The organism is Nonomuraea sp. NPDC001636 (genome assembly GCF_040298265.1).
Lineage (GTDB): Bacteria > Actinomycetota > Actinomycetes > Streptosporangiales > Streptosporangiaceae > Nonomuraea.
The window spans coordinates 139,102-158,212 of the sequence record NZ_JBEOZT010000016.1; the positions used below are offsets into that span (position 1 = coordinate 139,102).

Sequence of the window (19,111 nt, forward strand, 5' to 3'; positions counted from 1 at the left end):
TTGCCGGGTGCGCCTCGTCGCCGCCGCCCCCGCCGCCTTCCTCGGATCCTCCCGCCGGCGTATCGGTCACGCTGGAGCAATGGCGTTCCGACGAGCCCGTGCACGCGCTGGAGGTGGCCGTCCGTAATACCAGCGGCATACCCGTGTATTTCGCCGACGTCCAGCTCGTGACGCCGTCGTTCAAAACACTGCCGCCGGAAAAGACGGACGCCACGATCAAGCGGACCGAGCGCACCGACCTGCGCATCACCTACGGCGCGGCCAACTGCCTGCCCGCGGGCCTGCCGCAGCTCCAGCCCGCCACCGTGGTGGCCAACATCCGCGCCGGCGCCGAGCAGCCGCGCCGGGTGGTCTTCAAGGTGCCGCACCCCAGCCCGCTGCTGACCCGCCTGCTTCGGGACGAATGCTCGGAATTCCTCGTCAAGGAGGCGGCCGGCATCGAGTTCGGGCCCGACTGGAAGCAGGTGGGCAAGGAGATGCGGGGCAAGCTGGTGGTCACCCGGCGCGGCGCCGGCAAGGTGACGCTGACCGAGCTCGACGGCACCACGCACTACATCATCACGCCGGACGCCGGCGGGCGGCCCGTGGCCGTGCTGGAGGCCGGGCAGCAGCGGACGGAGGTGCCGGTGACGCTCACCCCCGGCCGCTGCGACCCGCACGCCTTCGCCGAGGCCAAGAAGGCGTTCCTGTTCCCGGTGCGGGCCACCGTGGACGGCGGGCCCGAGCGGGTGGTGATCGTGGTGCCGCCCAAGCCGCTGCAGGACCGGTTGATCCAGTACTCGTTGCGAGTGTGCGGCCTGGGCGGCGGGTGAGGGTCAGCCCTCGATGTTGCCCGTGCGGTACTCCAGGGCCTTGGGCGCGTACTTGTTGTCGTCGCCGTACTGGTAGACGCCGATCGTGGCCACGGCGGGGTCACCGGCGTCGTTGAACTCGATCGGGCCGCTGATGCCGTCGTAGTCGATGTCCTTGCCGGCCTTCAGCAGGTCGGCGCACTCCTTGAAGGTCTTGCACTTCTCGCCGCCCTTGCTGACCTCGGGCAGCTTGGCGGCGATGGACTTGCCGCTGTCGTCCTTGGCGGCCTCGGCCGCCAGGGCGATGAGGATCGCGGCGTCGTAGGACTCGGCGGCGTAGGTGTAGTCCTCAAGCTTGGGGTTGATCTCCAGGAGCTTCTTGCGGAAGTCCTCCGGAGCCTCGGCGCCGGGGATCGTGCCCTTGACGCCCTTGAGCGTGCCCTTGGGCATCTTGAGGTAGTTGGTGTTCGACATGTTGCCGTCCACCATGTACCACTTGACCTTGTCGACCGTCAGGCCCTGCTTGACCAGCTCCTGGATGACCTTGGCGCCCTCCTCGAAGCCGATCAGCACGATCGCCTTCGGGTTCTTGGCCTTGATCTTGGCGACGTCCGCGGAGAACTCGGCCGCCTTGGGGTCGTAGTCCACGCGCTCCACGACGCTGGCGCCGGCCGCCTCGGCGGTCTTGGTCACCTGGTCGGCCAGGCCGGAGCCGTAGGAGTCCTGCATGGCCAGGATGCCGATGGTGTCGTTGCCGTCCGCGGCGATCAGGTCGCCGAGCACGCGGCCCTGCAGCTTGTCCGGGGGCGCGGTACGGAAGTACAGGCCCTGGTCGCTGATGGTGGTGAACTTGTCAGAGGTGTTGGCGGGCGAGAACTGCACCACGCCGGCACCGGTGACCTTGTCGATGATCGACTCCGACACCGACGAGGAGGCGGCGCCGATGATGGCGTCGGCCTTCTGCGCGATCAGCTTGTCCGCCGACTGCGAGGCCACGTTCGTGGTGGTGTCACCCGAGTCCGTGTGGATCTTGGTAACCGGCTTGCCGAGCACGCCGCCCGCGTCGTTGATCTCCTTGACGGCCTGGTCGACGCCGGCGAACTCGGGCGGGCCGAGGAACGCCAGCGAGCCGGTCTGGGGCAGCACGGTGCCGATCGTGAGCGTGCCGTCGCCCTTGGCCGCCTCCGTCTGGGCGGCCGGGGCCGACGAGGACGGCGCCGCGGACGTGGTCTGCTGCGCGGCCGTGTCGCCACCGCCGCCACAGGCCGTCAGGGCCAGGCTCGCCGCTGCCGCGACGGCCAGGAAGCGCCCTGCTGGAGCAATGCGGATCATAAAAGAGACTCCCCTTATTCCCAGCGGGGGAACGATCTCCCTCGCTGCGTTTTCCGAGCTCAGCATGCCTCTTTGACGGGGAGATGTGGGGATTTCGGGTACTTTTATGCTAATTTGTAATGTCGCAATCACCCTCTGTAATTGCATGTTTCATCAGCGTTACGGCCATGACTCCATATGAACCACCCCAGCCCGAAATTTCGGGACTGGGGTGGTTGTCCGGCTTGGGGCGATGTGACTGCCTAGCCGGCGATGTTGCCCTTGCGATATTCGAGCGCCTTGGCCGCGTCGTACTTGTTGTCCTTGTCGTACTGGTAGACGCCGATCGTCGCGACCGACGGGTCACCGGCGTCGTTGAAGTCCACCGGGCCGCTCACGCCGTCGTAGTCGATGTCCTTGCCCGCCTTGAGCAGGTCGGCGCACGACTTGAAGTCCTGGCACTTCTCGCCGCCCTTGCTGACCTCGATCAGCTTGGGGGCCAGCGCGGTGCCCGAGTCGTCCTTGGCCGCCTCGGCCGCCAGCGCGATCAGGATCGTGGCGTCGTACGACTCGGCCGCGTAGGTGTAGTTCGTCAGCTTCGGGTTCACCGTCAGCAGCCGCTTCTGGAACGCCTCCGGGGCCGCGGCGCCCGGGATCGTGCCCTTCACGCCCTTGAGCGTGCCCTTGGGCATCTTGAGGTAGTTGGAGTTCGACATGTTGCCGTCCACCATGTACCACTTGACCTTGTCGGTCGTCAGGCCCTGCTTGACCAGCTCCTGCACGACCTTCGCCGTCTCCTCGAAGCCGATCAGCACGATCGCCTTCGGGTTCTTGGCCTTGACCTTGGCCACGTCCGCGGAGAACTCGGCCGCCTTGGGGTCGTAGTCGACCCGCTCGACCACGCTCGCGCCGGCCTCCTCGGCCGTCTTGGTCACCTGGTCGGCCAGGCCGGAGCCGTAGGAGTCCTGCATGGCCAGGATGGCGACCGTGTCGTTGCCGTCGGCGGCCACCAGGTCGCCCAGCACGCGGCCCTGCAGCTTGTCCGGCGGCGCCGTGCGGAAGTACAGGCCCTGGTCGTTGATCGTGGTGAACTTGTCAGAGGTGTTGGCCGGCGAGAACTGCACCACGCCCGCCCGCGTGATCTTGTCCACGATCGACTCCGACACCGACGAGGACGCCGCGCCGATGATCGCGTCGGCCTTCTGGCCGAGCAGTTTGTCCACCGACTGCGAGGCGATGTTGGTCGTGGTGTCGCCCGAGTCGGTGTCGATCTTCGCCACCGGCTTGCCGAGCACTCCCCCGGCGTCGTTGATCTCCTTGAGCGCCAGGTCGACCCCGGCGAACTCGGGTGGTCCCAGATAGGCGAGATTGCCCGTCTGGGGCAGCACGGTGCCGATCGTCAGCGTGCCGTCCCCCTTGACCGCGGCGGCCGAGGAGGGTTTCACGGACGCGGCGCCGGTGGCGCCCGTCCCGGCGGTGGTGCCGCCGGTCGAACACGCCGCCAGTGCCAGGCTCGTCGCTGTGGCGACGGCCAGCGCGCGGGAAATGCGGATCATCGAAAGCGTCTCCGTTCGAGATGAGCGGACCTTCCGTCCGCCCATCAGCATGCGCCGGGACGCCTGCGCGGAAAGAACCCGAAGCCGGTTGGATGCCCAGTCGTGACCGGGCCACAACCCGCGGGGCCAAATCACCTGATATAGGCGCTTTTCATGCCCGCTCGGCCGCGTCGTCTATAACGATCTGAGCAACCTCCCGCATGCTCAGCCGCCGGTCCATCGACGCCTTCTGGATCCACCGGAACGCCTGCGGCTCGGTCCAGCCGTGCTGGGCCATCAACTGGCCCTTGGCCCGCTCGACCAGCTTGCGGGTCTCCAGCCGCTCGGAGAGGCTGGACACCTCCGCGCTGAGCGCCACCATCTCCTCGTGCCTGCTGACCGCCATCTCGATGGCCGGCACCAGATCGGCCTTGGTGAACGGCTTGACCAGGTAGGCCATCGCCCCCGCGTCGCGGGCCCGCTCCACCAGGTCACGCTGGGAGAAGGCGGTGAGGATGAGGCACGGCGCGATCCGGTCGGCCACGATGCGCTCGGCCGCCGAGATGCCGTCGAGCACGGGCATCTTCACGTCGAGGATGACGAGGTCGGGCCGCAGGTCGGCGGCGAGCTGGATCGCCTGTTCCCCGTCACCGGCCTCGCCCACGACGACGTAACCGTCCTCCTGGAGCATCTCCTTGAGGTCGAGGCGGATCAGGGCCTCGTCTTCCGCGATCACTACTCGCCGCTGCGTACTCACGAGCAGAAGAGTACAGACGTCCGGTAGATTAGATCCACGCCGGTGCGGCCTCGGGCATTACGCCGCGAGATCACCAACCGGACGAAGTCGCCCCGGTAGACCAACGGCAGAGTCGATGGCCTCAAAATCCATACAGTGTGGGTTCGAATCCCACCCGGGGCACCGGCCTGACCGCCCGGCTCCCTCATAGGCCGGGCGGTTCTTCGTTTTCCACCCATGACTGCCGGATCGACGGCCAGGCCCGAAAACGCTGACCGGGTCAGGGCGTCCAGGAGGGCGAGCGGCCGAGCAGGGCGACCACGCGGTCGAGGGCCGTGGCGGCGCCGCCGGGCTCGACGCCGGGCAGGAACGCCTTCCCCGAACCGCGCGACTCCGGCGTGTCGGGCACCTGTGCGGCCAGCGGAAGAGCGGCCGCGGCGAGGTCGTCGTCGATGCCGGGCGGCACGCCGAGCGCCCTGGCGAAGTCCCAGGCGTGCACGACGCAGTCGATGAAGTGGAAGCCGATCGCCATGGCCGCCGGAAACGGGCCGCCGTCGCGGATCTCGGGCAGGAAGAAGGCCCGGTCGAGCACGCCGTCCGCGGCGAAGGCGGCGACGACGGCCTGCGCGGAGGCGGCGTACTCGGCCACGTGGTCCTCGCCCGGGGGGCGCGGCTGCCAGCTCGCCAGTTCCGACCGCGCGCCCGAGGCCGCCAGGGCGAAGCCGTGGTTCTGCACGATCTGGTGTGCCAGCAGGTCGCGGACGGCCCATCCGGCGCAGGGCGTCGGCCGGTCGAGGTCGGCGGGCTTGATCGTGTTCACCAGGTCGACGGTGGCCCGCACCGACCGCCGGTTGAGCTCGATGATGTCTGCCAAGGCGATGTCCCGTCATCGTCGAAGAACCCACCCGGCCGGCCCGGCCGGCCCGGCCGGCCCGCAGGTGGCCAACCTGTCGATGATGGCGGCACCTCGGCGGCGGTGCGAGTGGTTTTCACCGGGTGCGGGCGCGCCGGGGCGATCAAGAGCCGGAGCGGCGGCCGGGCGGGATTTCGCGGGCGGTTCGCCGGGAACAGTCCTCTGTGACGAGTTGCGACGGACGAGACGGGGGTGGCGGGGGATGCCGTTGAGCGTGACCGAGCGGGAGACGTTCCTGGCCGAGCCGCACATCGCGAGCCTGGCGGTGGAGACGGGCGCGGGGCGGTCGCCACTGGCCGTGCCCGTCTGGTACGACTACAGCCCCGGCGGCGAGATCAGGTTCCTGACCGACAGCGAGTCGCGCAAGGCGCGGCTGGTGGCGAAGGCGGGCCGGTTCACGATGCTGGTCCAGCGGGTCAGCCCGACCTACCGGTACGTGTCGGTCGAGGGCCCGGTGGTGCGCTCCGACCCCACGACGATCGACGAGCTGACCCGCATCGCCGCCCGCTACCTGCCGCAGGAGGCGGTGTCGGGCTACGTGCACGGCTCGGACCTGCACGTCCTGGTGACGTTCCGGATGCGGCCCGAGCGGTGGCTGTCGGCGGACCTGGGCTCCTTGGGCTGAGCGGGCGCCCGGTATTTTTGGCTCGTGACTGCAATCGATCCCACCTCGACCGGCGCGTTCGGCGTCGGCCTCGCCACCATCGCCGACGACGGCACCGTTCTCGACACCTGGTTCCCGGCCCCCGAGCTGGGCGAGCCGCCCGCGACGGGCACCGAGCGGATCTCCGCCGAGGAGGCCGGCGAGCTGGCCGCGCTGACCGGCCGCGACGCGGCGCGGGGCGTCGAGGTGGTGGCGGTGCGCACGGGCGTCGCCAAGCTCTCCGAGCCGCCGGTCGACGCGCACGACGTCTACCTGCGGCTCCACCTGCTCTCCCACCGGCTCGTCCGGCCGCACGGCGTGAACCTGGACGGCCAGTTCGGCCTGCTGGCCAACGTGGTGTGGACCAACTTCGGGCCGTGCCCGGTGCCCGGCTTCGAGCGCACCCGGCTGCGCCTGCGGGCCAGGGGCGTGGTGACGGTGTACGGCGTGGACAAGTTCCCGCGGATGGTCGACTACGTGCTGCCGGAGGGCGTGCGGATCGCCGACGCCGACCGGGTGCGGCTGGGCGCTCACCTGGCGTCGGGCACGGTCGTCATGCACGAGGGCTTCGTGAACTTCAACGCCGGCACGGTGGGCACCTCGATGGTCGAGGGGCGCATCTCGGCGGGCGTGGTGGTCGGCGACGGCTCCGACGTCGGCGGCGGCGCCTCGATCATGGGGACGCTGTCGGGCGGCGGCAAGCAGGTCATCTCGATCGGCGAGCGCTGCCTGCTGGGCGCCAACGCGGGCATCGGCATCTCGCTGGGCGACGACTGCGTGGTGGAGGCGGGCCTCTACGTGACCGCGGGCACGCGGGTGACGCTGCCCGACGGCACGGTGGTCAAGGCGGCGGAGCTGTCCGGCTCCAACGGGATCCTGTTGCGTCGCAACTCGCAGTCGGGCGCGGTGGAGGCCATCCCCCGCACGGGTTCGGGCATCACCCTGAACGCCGCCCTGCACGCCCACTGACGGTTCAGGGCCCTCTCCGCCGGCCGTCGCCACGGAGGGGGCCCCACAGGACGCCCCGGGCAAGGCTCACCCGTCCGGGCGAGCCTGCGGAGCGTGGGCGGGTCAGTTCGCGTGGGAGACCGCGGAGCCGATGGTGTGCACCCGCAGCGCGTTGGTGCTGCCCGGCGTGCCGGGAGGCGAGCCGGCCACGATGACTACCTTGTCGCCCTTCTCCAGCCGCCCGAGCGACAGCAGCGACGCCTCCACCTGCCGCACCATGTCGTCGGTGTGGTGCACGAACGGCACGTGGAACGTCTCCACGCCCCACGTCAGCGACAGCTGCCCGCGCACGTGCGGGGCCGAGGTGAAGGCCAGCAGCGGGATCGGCGAGCGGTAGCGGGCCAGGCGGCGGGCGGTCTCGCCGGACATGGTGAACGCGATCAGCGCCTTGGCGCCGACGATCGCGCCGACCTCGGCCGCGGCCCTGGCGATGGCCCCGCCGGTGGTCTCCGGCAGGCGCTCCAGGCTGTGGGTGGCGTGCAGGGACGACTTCTCGGCGGCGCAGGCGATGCGGTCCATCGTCGCGACCGACTCGATCGGGTAGTTGCCGACCGACGTCTCGCCCGACAGCATGACGGCGTCGGCGCCGTCCATGACGGCGTAGGCGACGTCGCTGGCCTCGGCGCGGGTGGGGCGCGGGGCGCTCATCATGGAGTCGAGCATCTGGGTGGCGACGATGACCGGACGGGCCTTCTCGCGGCACAGCCCGATGATGCGCCGCTGCACGATCGGCACCTGCTCCAGCGGCAGTTCCACGCCGAGGTCGCCGCGGGCGACCATGATGCCGTCGAAGGCCTCGACGATCTCCGGCAGGCGGTCGACGGCCTGCGGCTTCTCGATCTTGGCGAGCAGCGGCAGGCGGACGGCCTCCTGCTCCATGATGTTGCGCACGACGTCGGCGTCGGAGGGACGGCGGACGAAGGACAGCGCGATCATGTCGAAGCCGGTGCGCAGCGCCCAGCGCAGGTCGGCCTCGTCCTTGTCGGTGAGCGCGGGCGCGCTGACGTTGACGCCCGGCAGGTTGAGGCCCTTGTTGTTGGAGATCATGCCGCCGATGACGACGCGGGTGGTGACGCGGTCGCCGTCGACGCGGGTGGCCTCCAGGACCAGGCGGCCGTCGTCGACCAGGATCTTGTCACCGGGACGCACGTCGCCGGGCAGGCCCTTGTAGGTGGTCGAGACCTGCTCGCGGTCTCCGGGCACGTCTTCGGTGGTGATGGTGAAGACGTCGCCGAAGCCGAGGCGCACCGGGCCTTCCTCGAAGGTGCCGACGCGGATCTTGGGGCCCTGCAGGTCGGCGAGCACGCCTACGCCGCGGCCGAGGTCGGCCGCCACCTCCCGGACCCGGTCGTAGACCTCTCTGTGCATGTCATGGTTGCCATGGCTGAGGTTGAACCGTGCCACGTCCATGCCCGCGGAGATCAGCTCGTGGAGGCGTTCTTTGGACGAAGTGGCTGGGCCTAGGGTGCAGACGATTTTCGCGCGACGAGTCACGAGTCCTACCTTAATTGGTACAGACCACTTGGCAGTCACTGACGACGGAGAACGTACCCGGCGTAGGAGAACAACACGAGAACGGCGAGTCCGAGCCGTACCAAGTTCGCGTACTGTTCAGGGTAGACGACACCCTCGATGTAATGGTCGACGAAGCCGCTCGGCGGCAGGCCCGGCAGCCCTCCCCTGCGCCGCGCCCAGTCCTCGGCGACGGTCAGCGGGCAGTCCACCTGAGTGACGAGAGTCACCACGGCCCAGCCTACGGCCGCGAGATGAAGGTAGATCGTCCGCCGCCACCGCCAGGCCAGGAACCCGCCCACGACCACGTAGGCGAGGAAGGCGAAGTGCGTCACCATCACCGCGTCCGCGAGCAGGCGGTACATCATGGCTCTATGGTGGCCGCCTTCCAGGCGTTCACGACGCCGTGCCCGTAGAAGCCGTTCTTGGCCTGGTCGCCCTCACACTGGTGGGTCTCGTTCTCGCCGTACACCTTGTAGACGTAGGCGCGCGGGGTCGGGCAGGCCACGGGCGTCGCGGTCCGGTAGAGCAGGTCCTCGACGGTGGCGGGGTCCATGGACAGGCCGCCGGGGCCGGGCTTGCCGAACCGGCTGATCAGGATGGCCGCGACGCCGGTGGCGTGCGGGGCGGCCATGGAGGTGCCGTCGAGGTACTGGTAGTAGGAGCAGACGCCCTTGTGGCAGTCGCGCACGACGTCGGCGCCCTTGGGCTTGCCTGAGGCGTCGATCCGGCCGCCCGCCTTGAGCACGTGCTCGGGGGCGGCGGCCAGGATCGACCGGCTGGCCTGCGCGCCCTTGCCGTCCAGCGCGTCGCCGCCGGGGGCGGCCAGGTCGGTCTGCTCCAGGCCGTAGTCGCTGTAGACGGCCTTGCGTCCGGACGGCCCGACGGCGGAGACCGAGATCACGCCCTTGGACTCGGCCGGCACGTTGATGCACGAGTTGTCTATCTTGCGGGTCTTCTCGTCGCCGCGCGGGTAGCCGGGGCTCTGCTTGTCGGCCGTGGGGTGCCCGAGGTCGGTGGAGCCGTTGCCGAGGGCGGAGACGAGCGTGACGCCCCTGCCGCGGGCGTAGTCGAGGGCGCGCTGCATGCCGACGACGACGGCCCGCTGTTCGAGCTGCTCCTTCTTGGTGTCGGCCGGGTTGGCGGCGCAGTTGAACAGCCAGGGGTCGACGTAGTAGCTCATGTTGACGACGTCCACGCCGATGTCGGCGGCGTAGGTGAGGGCGTCGAGGCTGGGCTTGAGGAAGAAGAAGCCGGAGTCCTGGCCGGCCCTGATGCTGACGATCCGCACGTCCGGGGCGACGCCGGCGATGCCGATGCCGTTGATCGGGGAGGCGATGGTGCTGGCGACGTGGGTGCCGTGGCCGTCGTCGTCCTCGTCCACGGGGTCCTTGCAGGAGGGGACTTCGCAGGGGCCGTCCAGGGTCTCGCCGCGCTCGTCCTTGGGCTTGTCGGTGACGAAGTTGCGGCTCAGCTCGCGGTCGAAGTTGGGCGCGATGTCGGGGTGCTTGCCGTCGACGCCGGTGTCGATGACGCCGACCAGCACCTTCTTGTTGCCGGGGGCCTTGGCGTTGGCCCGGTCGGCGCCGATCATCTTCATGTCCCACTGCAGATGCGCCAGGGGTTCCTGGGCCAGGCCCTGCCCGGTCATGGATCCGGCGTCGGGGAAGCCCCTGCCGGCCGGGCGGGCGGCGCGGGAGGAGGTGGCGCCGATCACGCGGCGGTCCGGCGAGACGCCGACGACGGCCGGGTCGGCGCCGACGCTCTCGGCGAAACCGTCGCCGCCGCCCTGGGTGAGCACGTAGCCGAGCTTGCCGTCCTCCTCGACGACCGTGCCGCCGGCGTGTCTGACGGCCGCCAGGGCCTGGTCCTGCTTGCCGTCGGCGTAGAAGACCAGGTTCTGGTTCTGGCCGGTGCGGGGGGTCGCGCCGGGCTGTGTGGGCGGCGCGGAGGTCGTGGGGCCGTCGTGCGCGGGCTCCTCGGGGGTGGCCCGGTCGCCCGCGGCGGCCGAGCACGCGGTCAGCGCGGCGGCGACGGCCAGCGCCGTCAGGCCAGAGGCGACTCGCCGCATTGCTCCCCCATCCACCGACTGTCGCAGAATCTGCATCTTCCCGACACTCAACGGCTGATGCAACTTAGGCATGAAATTTCGGCAGATGGGGGATGACGCGGGCTCTGGGGTGGTTTGGTGCGGAGCCCGCGTCGTACGCGGTCAGGCGTCGCGGTGCAGCCGCACGTTCGGCAGGCAGGCCAGCAGCACGACGCCGGCCAGCATGACCGGCGTGATCCACCCGAAGACCCCGGTGACCGCCTCGGCGAACGCCGGCCGTACGGACTCGGGCACCGCACCCGCGACCCCCGAGGCCAGGGCCGCCTGCCCCAGCCTGCCGCTGAAGACGCCCCCGAGCACGGCCACCCCCACCGCGCCGCCCACGTTCCTGGCGAAGGACACCACCGACGTGGCCGCGCCCCGGTCGGCGGCGGGCGCGCTGACCTGGACGGCCAGCATCAGGTTCTGCAGCACCATGCCGAGCCCGACCCCGAACAGCACCATGTACAGCCCGGACGTGACCGCCCCGGTCGCCGGCCCCATGGTCGAGAACAGGAACGCGGCCACCGTCGCCAGCGCCGCCCCGATCACCACGACCCACTTGTACGTCCCCAGCCGGGTCACCACCCGCCCCGCGCCGGCCGAGGCGGCGATCATGCCCGCCATCAGGGGAAGCAGCAGCAGCCCCGAGTTCGACGCGCTGGCCCCGGCGGCCAGTTGCAGGTAGAGCGGGAGGAAGGTGGCCGCCCCCACCATCCCGGTGGCCATCAGCACGATGGTCGCCGTGGCGATCGTGAGCGTGCGGTCGCGGAACAGCCCGAGCGGCAGCACCGGCTCCTTCGCCCTCCGCTCCACCAGCACGAACAGCCCCGCCAGCACGACCGCCCCCACGCCCAGCCCGACGACGACCGGCGAGGTCCACGCGTACGTCGTCCCGCCCCACGAGGCGAACAGCGTCAGGCAGGTCAGCACCCCGGAGATCAGCGCGGCCCCCGGCCAGTCGATCCGGTGCGGCGAGGTGCGCCGCGGCAGCCGCAGCACGGCGAACGCGACCGCCAGCGCGACCGCCCCGAGCGGCAGGTTGATGTAGAAGATCCAGCGCCAGGAGACGTGCTCGGTGAGGTAGCCGCCGATGACCGGCCCGAGGACGGCGGCCACGCCGATCACCGCGCCGAACAGGCCCTGGAACTTGGCGCGCTCGCGCGGGGTGGCGATGTCGGCCGAGATCGCCAGGGTCAGCACCATCAGGCCGCCGGCGCCGATGCCCTGGAAGGCGCGGAAGGCGATGAGCTGGGCCATCGTCTGGGCGAGCCCGCACAGGGCCGAGCCGGCGAGGAACAGGGCGATGGCCGACAGGTACAGGCGGCGGCGGCCGTACATGTCGCTGAGCTTGCCGTAGAGGGGCGCGACGATGCCGGAGGTCAGGGAGAAGGCCGTGACCAGCCACGACACGTTCTCCAGGCCGTTCAGCTCGGCCACGATGGTGGGGGTGGCCGTGGCCACCACCGTCTGGTCGACGGCGGCCAGGAACAGGCACAGCAGGAGCGAGCCCATGCTGAGCAGGAGGCCGCGTCGCGGTGGGGCCTCCTGGGCGATTGTCGATACCATTCAGTTGTCTCCTTGCTTCTTTCGCGAGGGCAGGAGGAATCCGCGGCGGTCGGGGGTGCCACCCCGATCGCCGCTTCCTTTTGCGGAGGTGTCAGAGTCCGCGTTCGAGCAGCGCGAACGCCTCGTCGAGCAGTTCTTCGACCGGCTTGTCCGTGGCCGCCGACTCCTGGATGGCCGAGATCATCGCGCCGAACGTCGTGATGAGCAGCATCCGGGCGTGGATGCCGCCGGTCACTCCGGGCCTGGCCCGCACGGCGCCGAGGACCGTCTCCATGATCTGGGTCTGGTCGGCGGCGCGCGCCCGCGCGGCCAGCTCGGGATGGCGGTTGCTGAGCTCCATGAACGGCTGCATGGTGTCCCAGATCGGGCGCACGCGCACGGCGAGCTCCCGGGCCACCGCCTTGAGCGACCGGAAGGCGGGCTCGTCGGCCGGACGGTCGGCGAGCATGGCGACGATGTCGTCCGGCCGCCAGATCGGCTCCATGACGAGCGCCTCCTCCTTGGAGGCGAAGTAGTTGAAGAACGTGCGGGGCGAGATGTCGGCCGCCGCGCTGACGGCCTCGACGGTCACGGCGTCGAGCCCCTCGTCGAGCGCCAGCCGCACCGCGGCCAGCCGGATGGCCTGCCGCTTCTCGGCCCGGCGGCGCTCACGGCGCTGTTCCGGACTCTCCATGCGTTGCACTCTACGCAGAATTTGCACACTCTGCAAGACTTGCAGAGTGTGCAAATGACGAAGGGCCCCGGAGCCGTCCGGCTCCGGGGCCCTTCACGCAGGTCAGACCAGCGGACGCGCCGTCGGCAGGATCGGGTACGGCAGCGCCGTCTCCCCGCTCAGGTACCGGTCGACGCCCGAGGCGGCCGAACGGCCCTCGGCGATGGCCCACACGATGAGCGACTGCCCGCGGCCCATGTCGCCGGCCACGAACACGCCGTCCACCTTCGACATGTACGTCTTGTCCCGGGCGACGTTGCCGCGGGCGTCGTAGAAGCCCTCGCCCGCGACCTCGGCCAGGTCCTCCAGCAGGGCGCCCTTCTCCGGCCCGAGGAAGCCCATGGACAGGGTGATCAGCTCGGCCGGGATCTCCCGCTCGGTGCCGGGGATCGGCTTGAAGCCGTTCTGCGGCCCCTCGACCTCGACCAGGCGCAGCGCCCTGACGTTGCCCTCGTCGTCGCCGACGAACTCGGTGGTGGAGACCGCGTAGACGCGCTCCCCGCCGCCGTCGGCCAGCTCCTCGTGCGCGCTCTCCGTCTTGAACAGGATGGGGAACGTCGGCCACGGCTGGCTGCCGGGCCGGGACGCGGGCGGCTGCGGCATGATCTCCAGCTGGGTCACCGAAGCGGCGCCCTGCCGGATCGCGGTGCCGATGCAGTCGGCCCCGGTGTCGCCGCCGCCGATCACCACGACGTGCTTGCCCTCGGCCGAGACCGGCGCGACCGCGTAGTCGCCCTCCTGGACCTTGTTGGCCAGCGGCAGGTACTCCATCGCCTGGTAGACGCCCTTGAGCTCGCGTCCGGTGACCGGCAGGTCACGCCACTGGGTGGCGCCGCCCGACAGCACCACCGCGTCGAACTGCTCGCGCAGCTCGGCCGCGGTGACGTCGACGCCGACGTCGACGCCGGTGCGGAACCGGGTGCCCTCGGCCCGCATCTGCTCCAGGCGCCGCTCGATGTGGCGCTTCTCCATCTTGAACTCGGGGATGCCGTACCGCAGCAGGCCGCCGAGGCGGTCGGCGCGTTCGAACACCACCACGTCGTGCCCGGCCCTGGTGAGCTGCTGGGCGGCGGCCAGGCCCGCGGGGCCCGAGCCGACGACGGCCACCTTCTTGCCGGTGCGCACCCGCGGCGGCTGCGGGGTCACCCAGCCCTCGGCGAACGCGCGGTCGATGATCTCGACCTCGACCCGCTTGATCGCCACCGGGTCGGAGTTGATGCCGAGCACGCACGCCGCCTCGCACGGAGCCGGGCAGAGCCTGCCGGTGAACTCCGGGAAGTTGTTCGTGGCGTGCAGCCGCTCGATCGCCTCGCGCCAGTCGGTGCGGTACACCAGGTCGTTCCACTCGGGGATGAGGTTCCCGAGCGGGCAGCCGTTGTGGCAGAACGGGATGCCGCAGTCCATGCAGCGGGCCGCCTGCCTGGTCAGCTTCTCCTGCGGGAAGTCCTGGTAGACCTCCCGCCAGTCGCTGATGCGGACGTCGACCGGGCGGCGCGCCGGCAGCTCCCGCTCGTGCGTGAGAAAACCCTTGGGGTCAGCCATCGAGTACGCCTCCCTAGCCCTGAACCGCAGCCGCCATGACGGCCTCGTCGATGTCCCTGCCTTCGGCGCGGGCGGCCTCGGCGGCCGCCAGCACCCTCTTGTAGTCGGTCGGCATGATCTTGCCGAACCGGGCGAGCGCGGCGTCCCAGTCGGCCAGCAGCTGCTTGGCCACCGGGGACGCGGTCTCGGCGAAGTGCTTCTCGACCGTCTCCTTCAGGAACTCGGCGTCCTGCTCGGACAGCGTCTCGATGGCGACCATCTCCCGGTTGACCCGCTCGGGCCGCGCGTCGAGCAGGTACGCCACGCCGCCGGACATGCCGGCCGCGAAGTTGCGCCCGGTCGCCCCGAGCACGACCACCCGGCCGCCGGTCATGTACTCGCACCCGTGGTCGCCCACACCCTCGACGACCGCCGTGGCCCCGGAGTTGCGGACGCAGAACCGCTCGCCGACCACCCCGCGGACGAACACCTCACCGGACGTGGCGCCGTACAGGGCGACGTTGCCGGCGATGATGTGCCCGTCGAGCGGCGCCTCCTCGTGCGGCCGGACGGTGATCCGCCCGCCCGACAGGCCCTTGCCGAGGTAGTCGTTGGCGTCGCCGGTCAGCCGCAGCGTGATCCCGCGGGGCACGAACGCGCCGAAGGAGTTGCCCGCCGAGCCGGTGAAGCCGATGTCGATGGTGTTCTCGGGCAGGCCCTGGCCGCCGTACCGCTTGGTCACCTGAAAGCCGAGCATCGTGCCGACCGTGCGGTTGACGTTGCGGATGGGCAGCTCCATCGTGACCGGGGTGCCCTCGTTGAGCGCGCCCTCGGCGAGCTGGATCAGGGTGTTGTCCAGGGCGTGCTCCAGGCCGTGGTCCTGCTCGACGGTGCGCCGCTTGGGCGTGCCCGCGGGCAGGTCGGGCTGGTGCAGGATCGGCGACAGGTCGAGGCCGCCGGCCTTCCAGTGGTTCTCGGCGGCCGTGGTGTCGAGCATCTCGACGTGCCCGATCGCCTCGTCGAGCGAGCGGAAGCCCAGCTCGGCCAGGTACTCGCGGATCTCCTGGGCGATGAACTCGAAGAAGTTGACCACGAACTCGGGCTTGCCGCTGAAGCGCTTGCGCAGCTCGGGGTTCTGCGTGGCCACGCCCACCGGGCAGGTGTCGAGGTGGCAGACCCGCATCATCACGCAGCCGGAGACGACCAGCGGGGCGGTGGCGAAGCCGTACTCCTCGGCGCCCAGCAGGGCGGCGATGACGACGTCGCGGCCGGTCTTGAGCTGGCCGTCCACCTGCACGACGATGCGGTCGCGCAGGTCGTTCAGCAGCAGCGTCTGCTGGGTCTCGGCCAGGCCGAGCTCCCAGGGCGCGCCCGCGTGCTTGAGCGAGGTCAGCGGCGAGGCGCCGGTGCCGCCGTCGTGGCCGGAGATGAGCACCACGTCGGCGTGCGCCTTGGACACGCCCGCCGCGACCGTGCCGACGCCGACCTCGGCGACCAGCTTCACGTGGACCCTGGCCTCCGGGTTGGAGTTCTTCAGGTCGTGGATGAGCTGGGCCAGGTCCTCGATCGAGTAGATGTCGTGGTGCGGCGGCGGCGAGATGAGGCCGACGCCGGGCGTGGAGTGGCGGGTCTTGGCGATCCACGGGTAGACCTTGTGGCCGGGCAGCTGGCCGCCCTCGCCGGGCTTGGCCCCCTGGGCCATCTTGATCTGCAGGTCGGCCGCGTTGACCAGGTATTCGCTGGTGACGCCGAACCGGCCGGAGGCGACCTGCTTGATCGCCGACCTGCGGGTGGCGTCGTACAGGCGCTCGGGGTCCTCGCCGCCCTCGCCGGTGTTGGACTTGCCGCCGAGCCGGTTCATCGCGATGGCGAGCGTCTCGTGCGCCTCCATCGAGATCGAGCCGTACGACATCGCGCCCGTGGAGAAACGCTTGACGATGCTCTCGACCGGCTCGACCTCGTCGATCGGGATCGGCTGCCCCTTGCGCAGCTTGAACAGGCCGCGCAGGGTCATCAGCCGCTCGGCCTGGGAGTCCACGAGGCTCGTGTACTCCTTGAAGATCTCGTAGCGGCGGGTGCGGGTGGCGTGCTGCAGCTTGAAGACGGTCTCGGGGTTGAACAGGTGCGGCTCGCCCTCGCGCCGCCACTGGTACTCGCCGCCGACCTGGAGCCTGCGGTGGGCGTTCTCCGCCCGCGGGTAGGCGTGGCGGTGGCGCTGGGCGGTCTCCTCGGCCAGCACGTCGAAGCCGACACCGCCCAGGCGGGACGTCGTGCCGGTGAAGCAGGCGTCGATGACCTCCTGGCTCAGGCCGAGCGCCTCGAAGATCTGCGCGCCGGTGTAGGAGGCCACCGTGGACACGCCCATCTTGGACATGACCTTGATGACGCCCTTGCCGTACGCCTTGATCAGGTTGCGCACGGCCTTGTGCTTGCCGATCTGCAGCACACCGGTGTCGACCAGGTCCTCGACGGTCTCGATCGCCAGGTACGGGTTGACCGCGCCGGCGCCGTAGCCGATGAGCAGCGCCATGTGGTGGCACTCGCGGGCCTCGCCGGTCTCGATGACGAGACCGATCTTGGTCCGGGTCTTCTCCTGGATCAGGTGGTGGTGCACCGCGCCGGTGAGCAGCAACGACGGGATCGGCGCGAGCGTGTCGGAGGAGCCGCGGTCGGACAGCACGATGATGCGCGCGCCGTTCGCGATGGCCGCCGACGCCTCGGCCCTGATCTCGGCCAGACGACCGAGCAGCGCCTGGCCGCCGCCGGCGACCTCGTACAGGCCGCTGATGACGTGCGGGTGGAAGCCCGGCAGGTCGTGCTCGTCGTTGATGTGGATGATCTTGGCGAGCTCGTCGTTGTCGATCACCGGGTACGGCAGCACGAGCTGGCGGCAGGAGGTCGGGCCCGGGTCGAGCAGGTTGCCCTCGGGGCCGAGCACGCTGGCCAGGGAGGTGACCAGCTCCTCCCGGATGGCGTCCAGCGGCGGGTTGGTGACCTGCGCGAACAGCTGCGTGAAGTAGTCGAACAGCAGCCGCGGCTTCTCGCTCAGCACCGCGACCGGCGTGTCGGTGCCCATCGAGCCGATCGGCTCGGCACCGGACCTGGCCATCGGCGACAGGATGATCCGCAGCTCTTCCTCGGTGTAGCCGAAGGTCTGCTGCCGCTTGACCAGCGCCTCGTGCGTGGGGATCTCCCGCTGCCGCGCGGGCAGCTCCTCGAACCTGACCAGCCCGGCGTGCAGCCACTCCTCGTACGGGTGCGCGGCGGCCAGCTCGGCCTTGATCTCGTCGTCCTCGATGATCTTGCCGCGGGCGGTGTCGATGAGGAACATGCGGCCCGGCTGCAGGCGGCCCTTGCGGACGACGTCCTCGGGCTTGAAGTCCAGCACGCCGGCCTCCGAGGCCAGCACGACCAGCCCGTCGGCGGTCACCCAGAAACGCCCGGGACGCAGCCCGTTGCGGTCGAGCACGGCCCCGGCCAGGGTGCCGTCGGTGAACGTGATCGAGGCCGGGCCGTCCCACGCCTCCATCAGGGAGGAGTGGAACTCGTAGAAGGCGCGGCGCGCCGGATCCATCTCGGTGTGGTTCTCCCACGCCTCGGGGATCATCATCAGCACCGCGTGCGGCAGGCTCCGGCCGCCGATGTGCAGCAGCTCAAGGGCCTCGTCGAAGCTGGCGGTGTCGCTGCCGTCGGGGTCGCAGATCGGGAAGAGCCGCGAGATGTCGCCCGGGATGTGGGCCGATGCCAGCATCGCCTCGCGGGCCCGCATCCAGTTGCGGTTGCCCTTGACCGTGTTGATCTCGCCGTTGTGCGCCACGTACCGGTAGGGGTGGGCCAGCGGCCAGCTCGGGAAGGTGTTGGTGGAGAAGCGCGAGTGCACCAGCGCGATCGCGCTCTCGTAACGCTCGTCGCTCAGGTCGGGGAAGAACGGCTCCACCTGGTCGGGCGTGAGCATCCCCTTGTAGACCACCGTGCGGGCCGACAGCGAGGGGAAGTAGACGTCCGCCTCGTGCTCGGACCGCTTGCGCAGGCAGAAGGCCAGCCGGTCGAGGTCGAGGCCCTGCTCGCCGCCGGGGCTCGACACGAAGAGCTGGGCGAAGTGCGGCATGACCGCGCGGGCGCTCGGGCCCGGCAGGGCGCGGTCGACGGGGACGTCCCGCCAGCCCAGCACCGTGAGGCCCTCCTCGGCCGCGATCTCCTCGATCAGGCCGGTGGCGACGGCCCTGGCCTGCTCGTCGGCCGGCAGGAAGGCGATGCCGGTCGCGTACGCGCCGGCCTCGGGCAGCGCGAACGGCACGCTCGCGCGGTAGAACCCATCGGGGATCTGCGTCAGGATCCCGGCTCCGTCGCCGGTGTCCGGCTCGCTACCCTTGGCTCCCCTGTGGTCGAGATTGCACAGCGCCGTCAACGCCTTGACCACGATCGAGTGCCCACGGCGTCCGGCGACGTCGGCGACCATGGCGACACCGCAGGCATCATGCTCGTTGGCGGGGTGGTAGAGGCCCTGAGGCTCGGGGAATCCGAGGTGGGCAGCAGGCATTGAATCCCTCCCGTCGTCTTCGTCTGTCAAGAACTGCTCTACAGGCGGGGACGACGTTGGCCCTGCTGCATATCGTGGGTAGAGATTACCGCACGATGCCGGAATGGTGCCCGCCACGTCCGCATTGCGAACATTGCGCACGGTTCCAGCATCCGAACTCCCCATCCCAAACCCCGGACCCTGCCATCAGAATTCCCAGGTCACGCCCCGGTTGTCCCATGGCACTCAGGA

At 70.4% G+C, this 19,111-nt stretch carries 14 protein-coding genes and 1 tRNA gene; 4 read left to right on the forward strand and 11 right to left on the reverse strand.

What is annotated here, in order from left to right; genetic code table 11:
* The first annotated feature begins 143 nt into the window (after window positions 1-143).
* Window positions 144-812: a hypothetical protein gene (locus tag ABT158_RS28055; protein WP_352358304.1), complete on the forward strand. Its 669-nt coding sequence runs from the start codon at window positions 144-146 to the stop codon at window positions 810-812.
* A 3-nt stretch (window positions 813-815) separates the two neighbouring features.
* Here the strand turns inward: ABT158_RS28055 and ABT158_RS28060 are convergent, their stop codons facing one another.
* From ABT158_RS28060 to ABT158_RS28070, 3 genes are all read right to left on the reverse strand, one after another.
* On the reverse strand, window positions 816-2,123 hold the full coding sequence (locus ABT158_RS28060; RefSeq protein WP_352358306.1) for an ABC transporter substrate-binding protein: 1,308 nt from the start codon (window positions 2,121-2,123) through the stop codon (window positions 816-818).
* Between the two features lie 242 nt (window positions 2,124-2,365).
* On the reverse strand, window positions 2,366-3,658 hold the full coding sequence (locus ABT158_RS28065; protein ID WP_352358308.1) for an ABC transporter substrate-binding protein: 1,293 nt from the start codon (window positions 3,656-3,658) through the stop codon (window positions 2,366-2,368).
* 151 nt (window positions 3,659-3,809) lie between these two features.
* The gene (locus ABT158_RS28070; protein WP_352327599.1) at window positions 3,810-4,394 is read right to left on the reverse strand and encodes an ANTAR domain-containing response regulator; all 585 of its coding nucleotides are present in this window, start codon (window positions 4,392-4,394) and stop codon (window positions 3,810-3,812) included.
* A gap of 89 nt (window positions 4,395-4,483) precedes the next feature.
* On the opposite strand from ABT158_RS28070, the gene ABT158_RS28075 reads away from it, so the two are divergent.
* A tRNA-Leu gene (locus ABT158_RS28075) sits at window positions 4,484-4,556 on the forward strand.
* Between the two features lie 97 nt (window positions 4,557-4,653).
* Here the strand turns inward: ABT158_RS28075 and ABT158_RS28080 are convergent.
* Complete coding sequence (locus ABT158_RS28080; RefSeq protein WP_352358311.1) at window positions 4,654-5,247, reverse strand: TIGR03086 family metal-binding protein; 594 nt, start codon at window positions 5,245-5,247, stop codon at window positions 4,654-4,656.
* A 241-nt stretch (window positions 5,248-5,488) separates the two neighbouring features.
* Here ABT158_RS28080 and ABT158_RS28085 point away from each other — a divergent pair, with 241 nt between their 5' ends.
* Both ABT158_RS28085 and dapD read left to right on the forward strand, forming a co-directional pair.
* Window positions 5,489-5,911 (forward strand): pyridoxamine 5'-phosphate oxidase family protein, encoded by a 423-nt coding sequence (locus ABT158_RS28085; RefSeq protein WP_352358313.1) that lies wholly within the window; start codon window positions 5,489-5,491, stop codon window positions 5,909-5,911.
* Between the two features lie 24 nt (window positions 5,912-5,935).
* Window positions 5,936-6,898, forward strand: coding sequence for a 2,3,4,5-tetrahydropyridine-2,6-dicarboxylate N-succinyltransferase (gene dapD / locus ABT158_RS28090; protein WP_352358315.1), 963 nt, complete (start codon window positions 5,936-5,938; stop codon window positions 6,896-6,898).
* 102 nt (window positions 6,899-7,000) lie between these two features.
* Here the strand turns inward: dapD and pyk are convergent, their stop codons facing one another.
* From pyk to gltB, 7 genes are all read right to left on the reverse strand, one after another.
* Complete coding sequence (gene pyk / locus ABT158_RS28095) at window positions 7,001-8,431, reverse strand: pyruvate kinase (RefSeq protein WP_352358317.1); 1,431 nt, start codon at window positions 8,429-8,431, stop codon at window positions 7,001-7,003.
* A gap of 35 nt (window positions 8,432-8,466) precedes the next feature.
* Window positions 8,467-8,817 carry a DUF2784 domain-containing protein gene (locus tag ABT158_RS28100; RefSeq protein ID WP_352358319.1) on the reverse strand — a complete coding sequence of 117 codons (351 nt, stop codon included), beginning with the start codon at window positions 8,815-8,817 and terminating at the stop codon, window positions 8,467-8,469.
* The gene (locus tag ABT158_RS28105) at window positions 8,814-10,520 is read right to left on the reverse strand and encodes a S8 family peptidase (protein ID WP_352358321.1); all 1,707 of its coding nucleotides are present in this window, start codon (window positions 10,518-10,520) and stop codon (window positions 8,814-8,816) included. Before ABT158_RS28105 ends, ABT158_RS28100 begins: the two co-directional genes overlap by 4 nt.
* Before the next feature lie 141 nt (window positions 10,521-10,661).
* Window positions 10,662-12,107 (reverse strand): MDR family MFS transporter, encoded by a 1,446-nt coding sequence (locus ABT158_RS28110; RefSeq protein ID WP_352358323.1) that lies wholly within the window; start codon window positions 12,105-12,107, stop codon window positions 10,662-10,664.
* A 91-nt stretch (window positions 12,108-12,198) separates the two neighbouring features.
* On the reverse strand, window positions 12,199-12,780 hold the full coding sequence (locus ABT158_RS28115) for a TetR/AcrR family transcriptional regulator (RefSeq protein ID WP_352358325.1): 582 nt from the start codon (window positions 12,778-12,780) through the stop codon (window positions 12,199-12,201).
* Window positions 12,781-12,882: 102 nt separating this feature from the next.
* On the reverse strand, window positions 12,883-14,361 hold the full coding sequence (locus tag ABT158_RS28120) for a glutamate synthase subunit beta (RefSeq protein WP_352358327.1): 1,479 nt from the start codon (window positions 14,359-14,361) through the stop codon (window positions 12,883-12,885).
* Between the two features lie 13 nt (window positions 14,362-14,374).
* Window positions 14,375-18,880, reverse strand: a complete 4,506-nt coding sequence (gene gltB / locus ABT158_RS28125; RefSeq protein WP_352358329.1) for a glutamate synthase large subunit — start codon at window positions 18,878-18,880, stop codon at window positions 14,375-14,377.
* Between the last annotated feature and the right edge of the window lie 231 nt (window positions 18,881-19,111).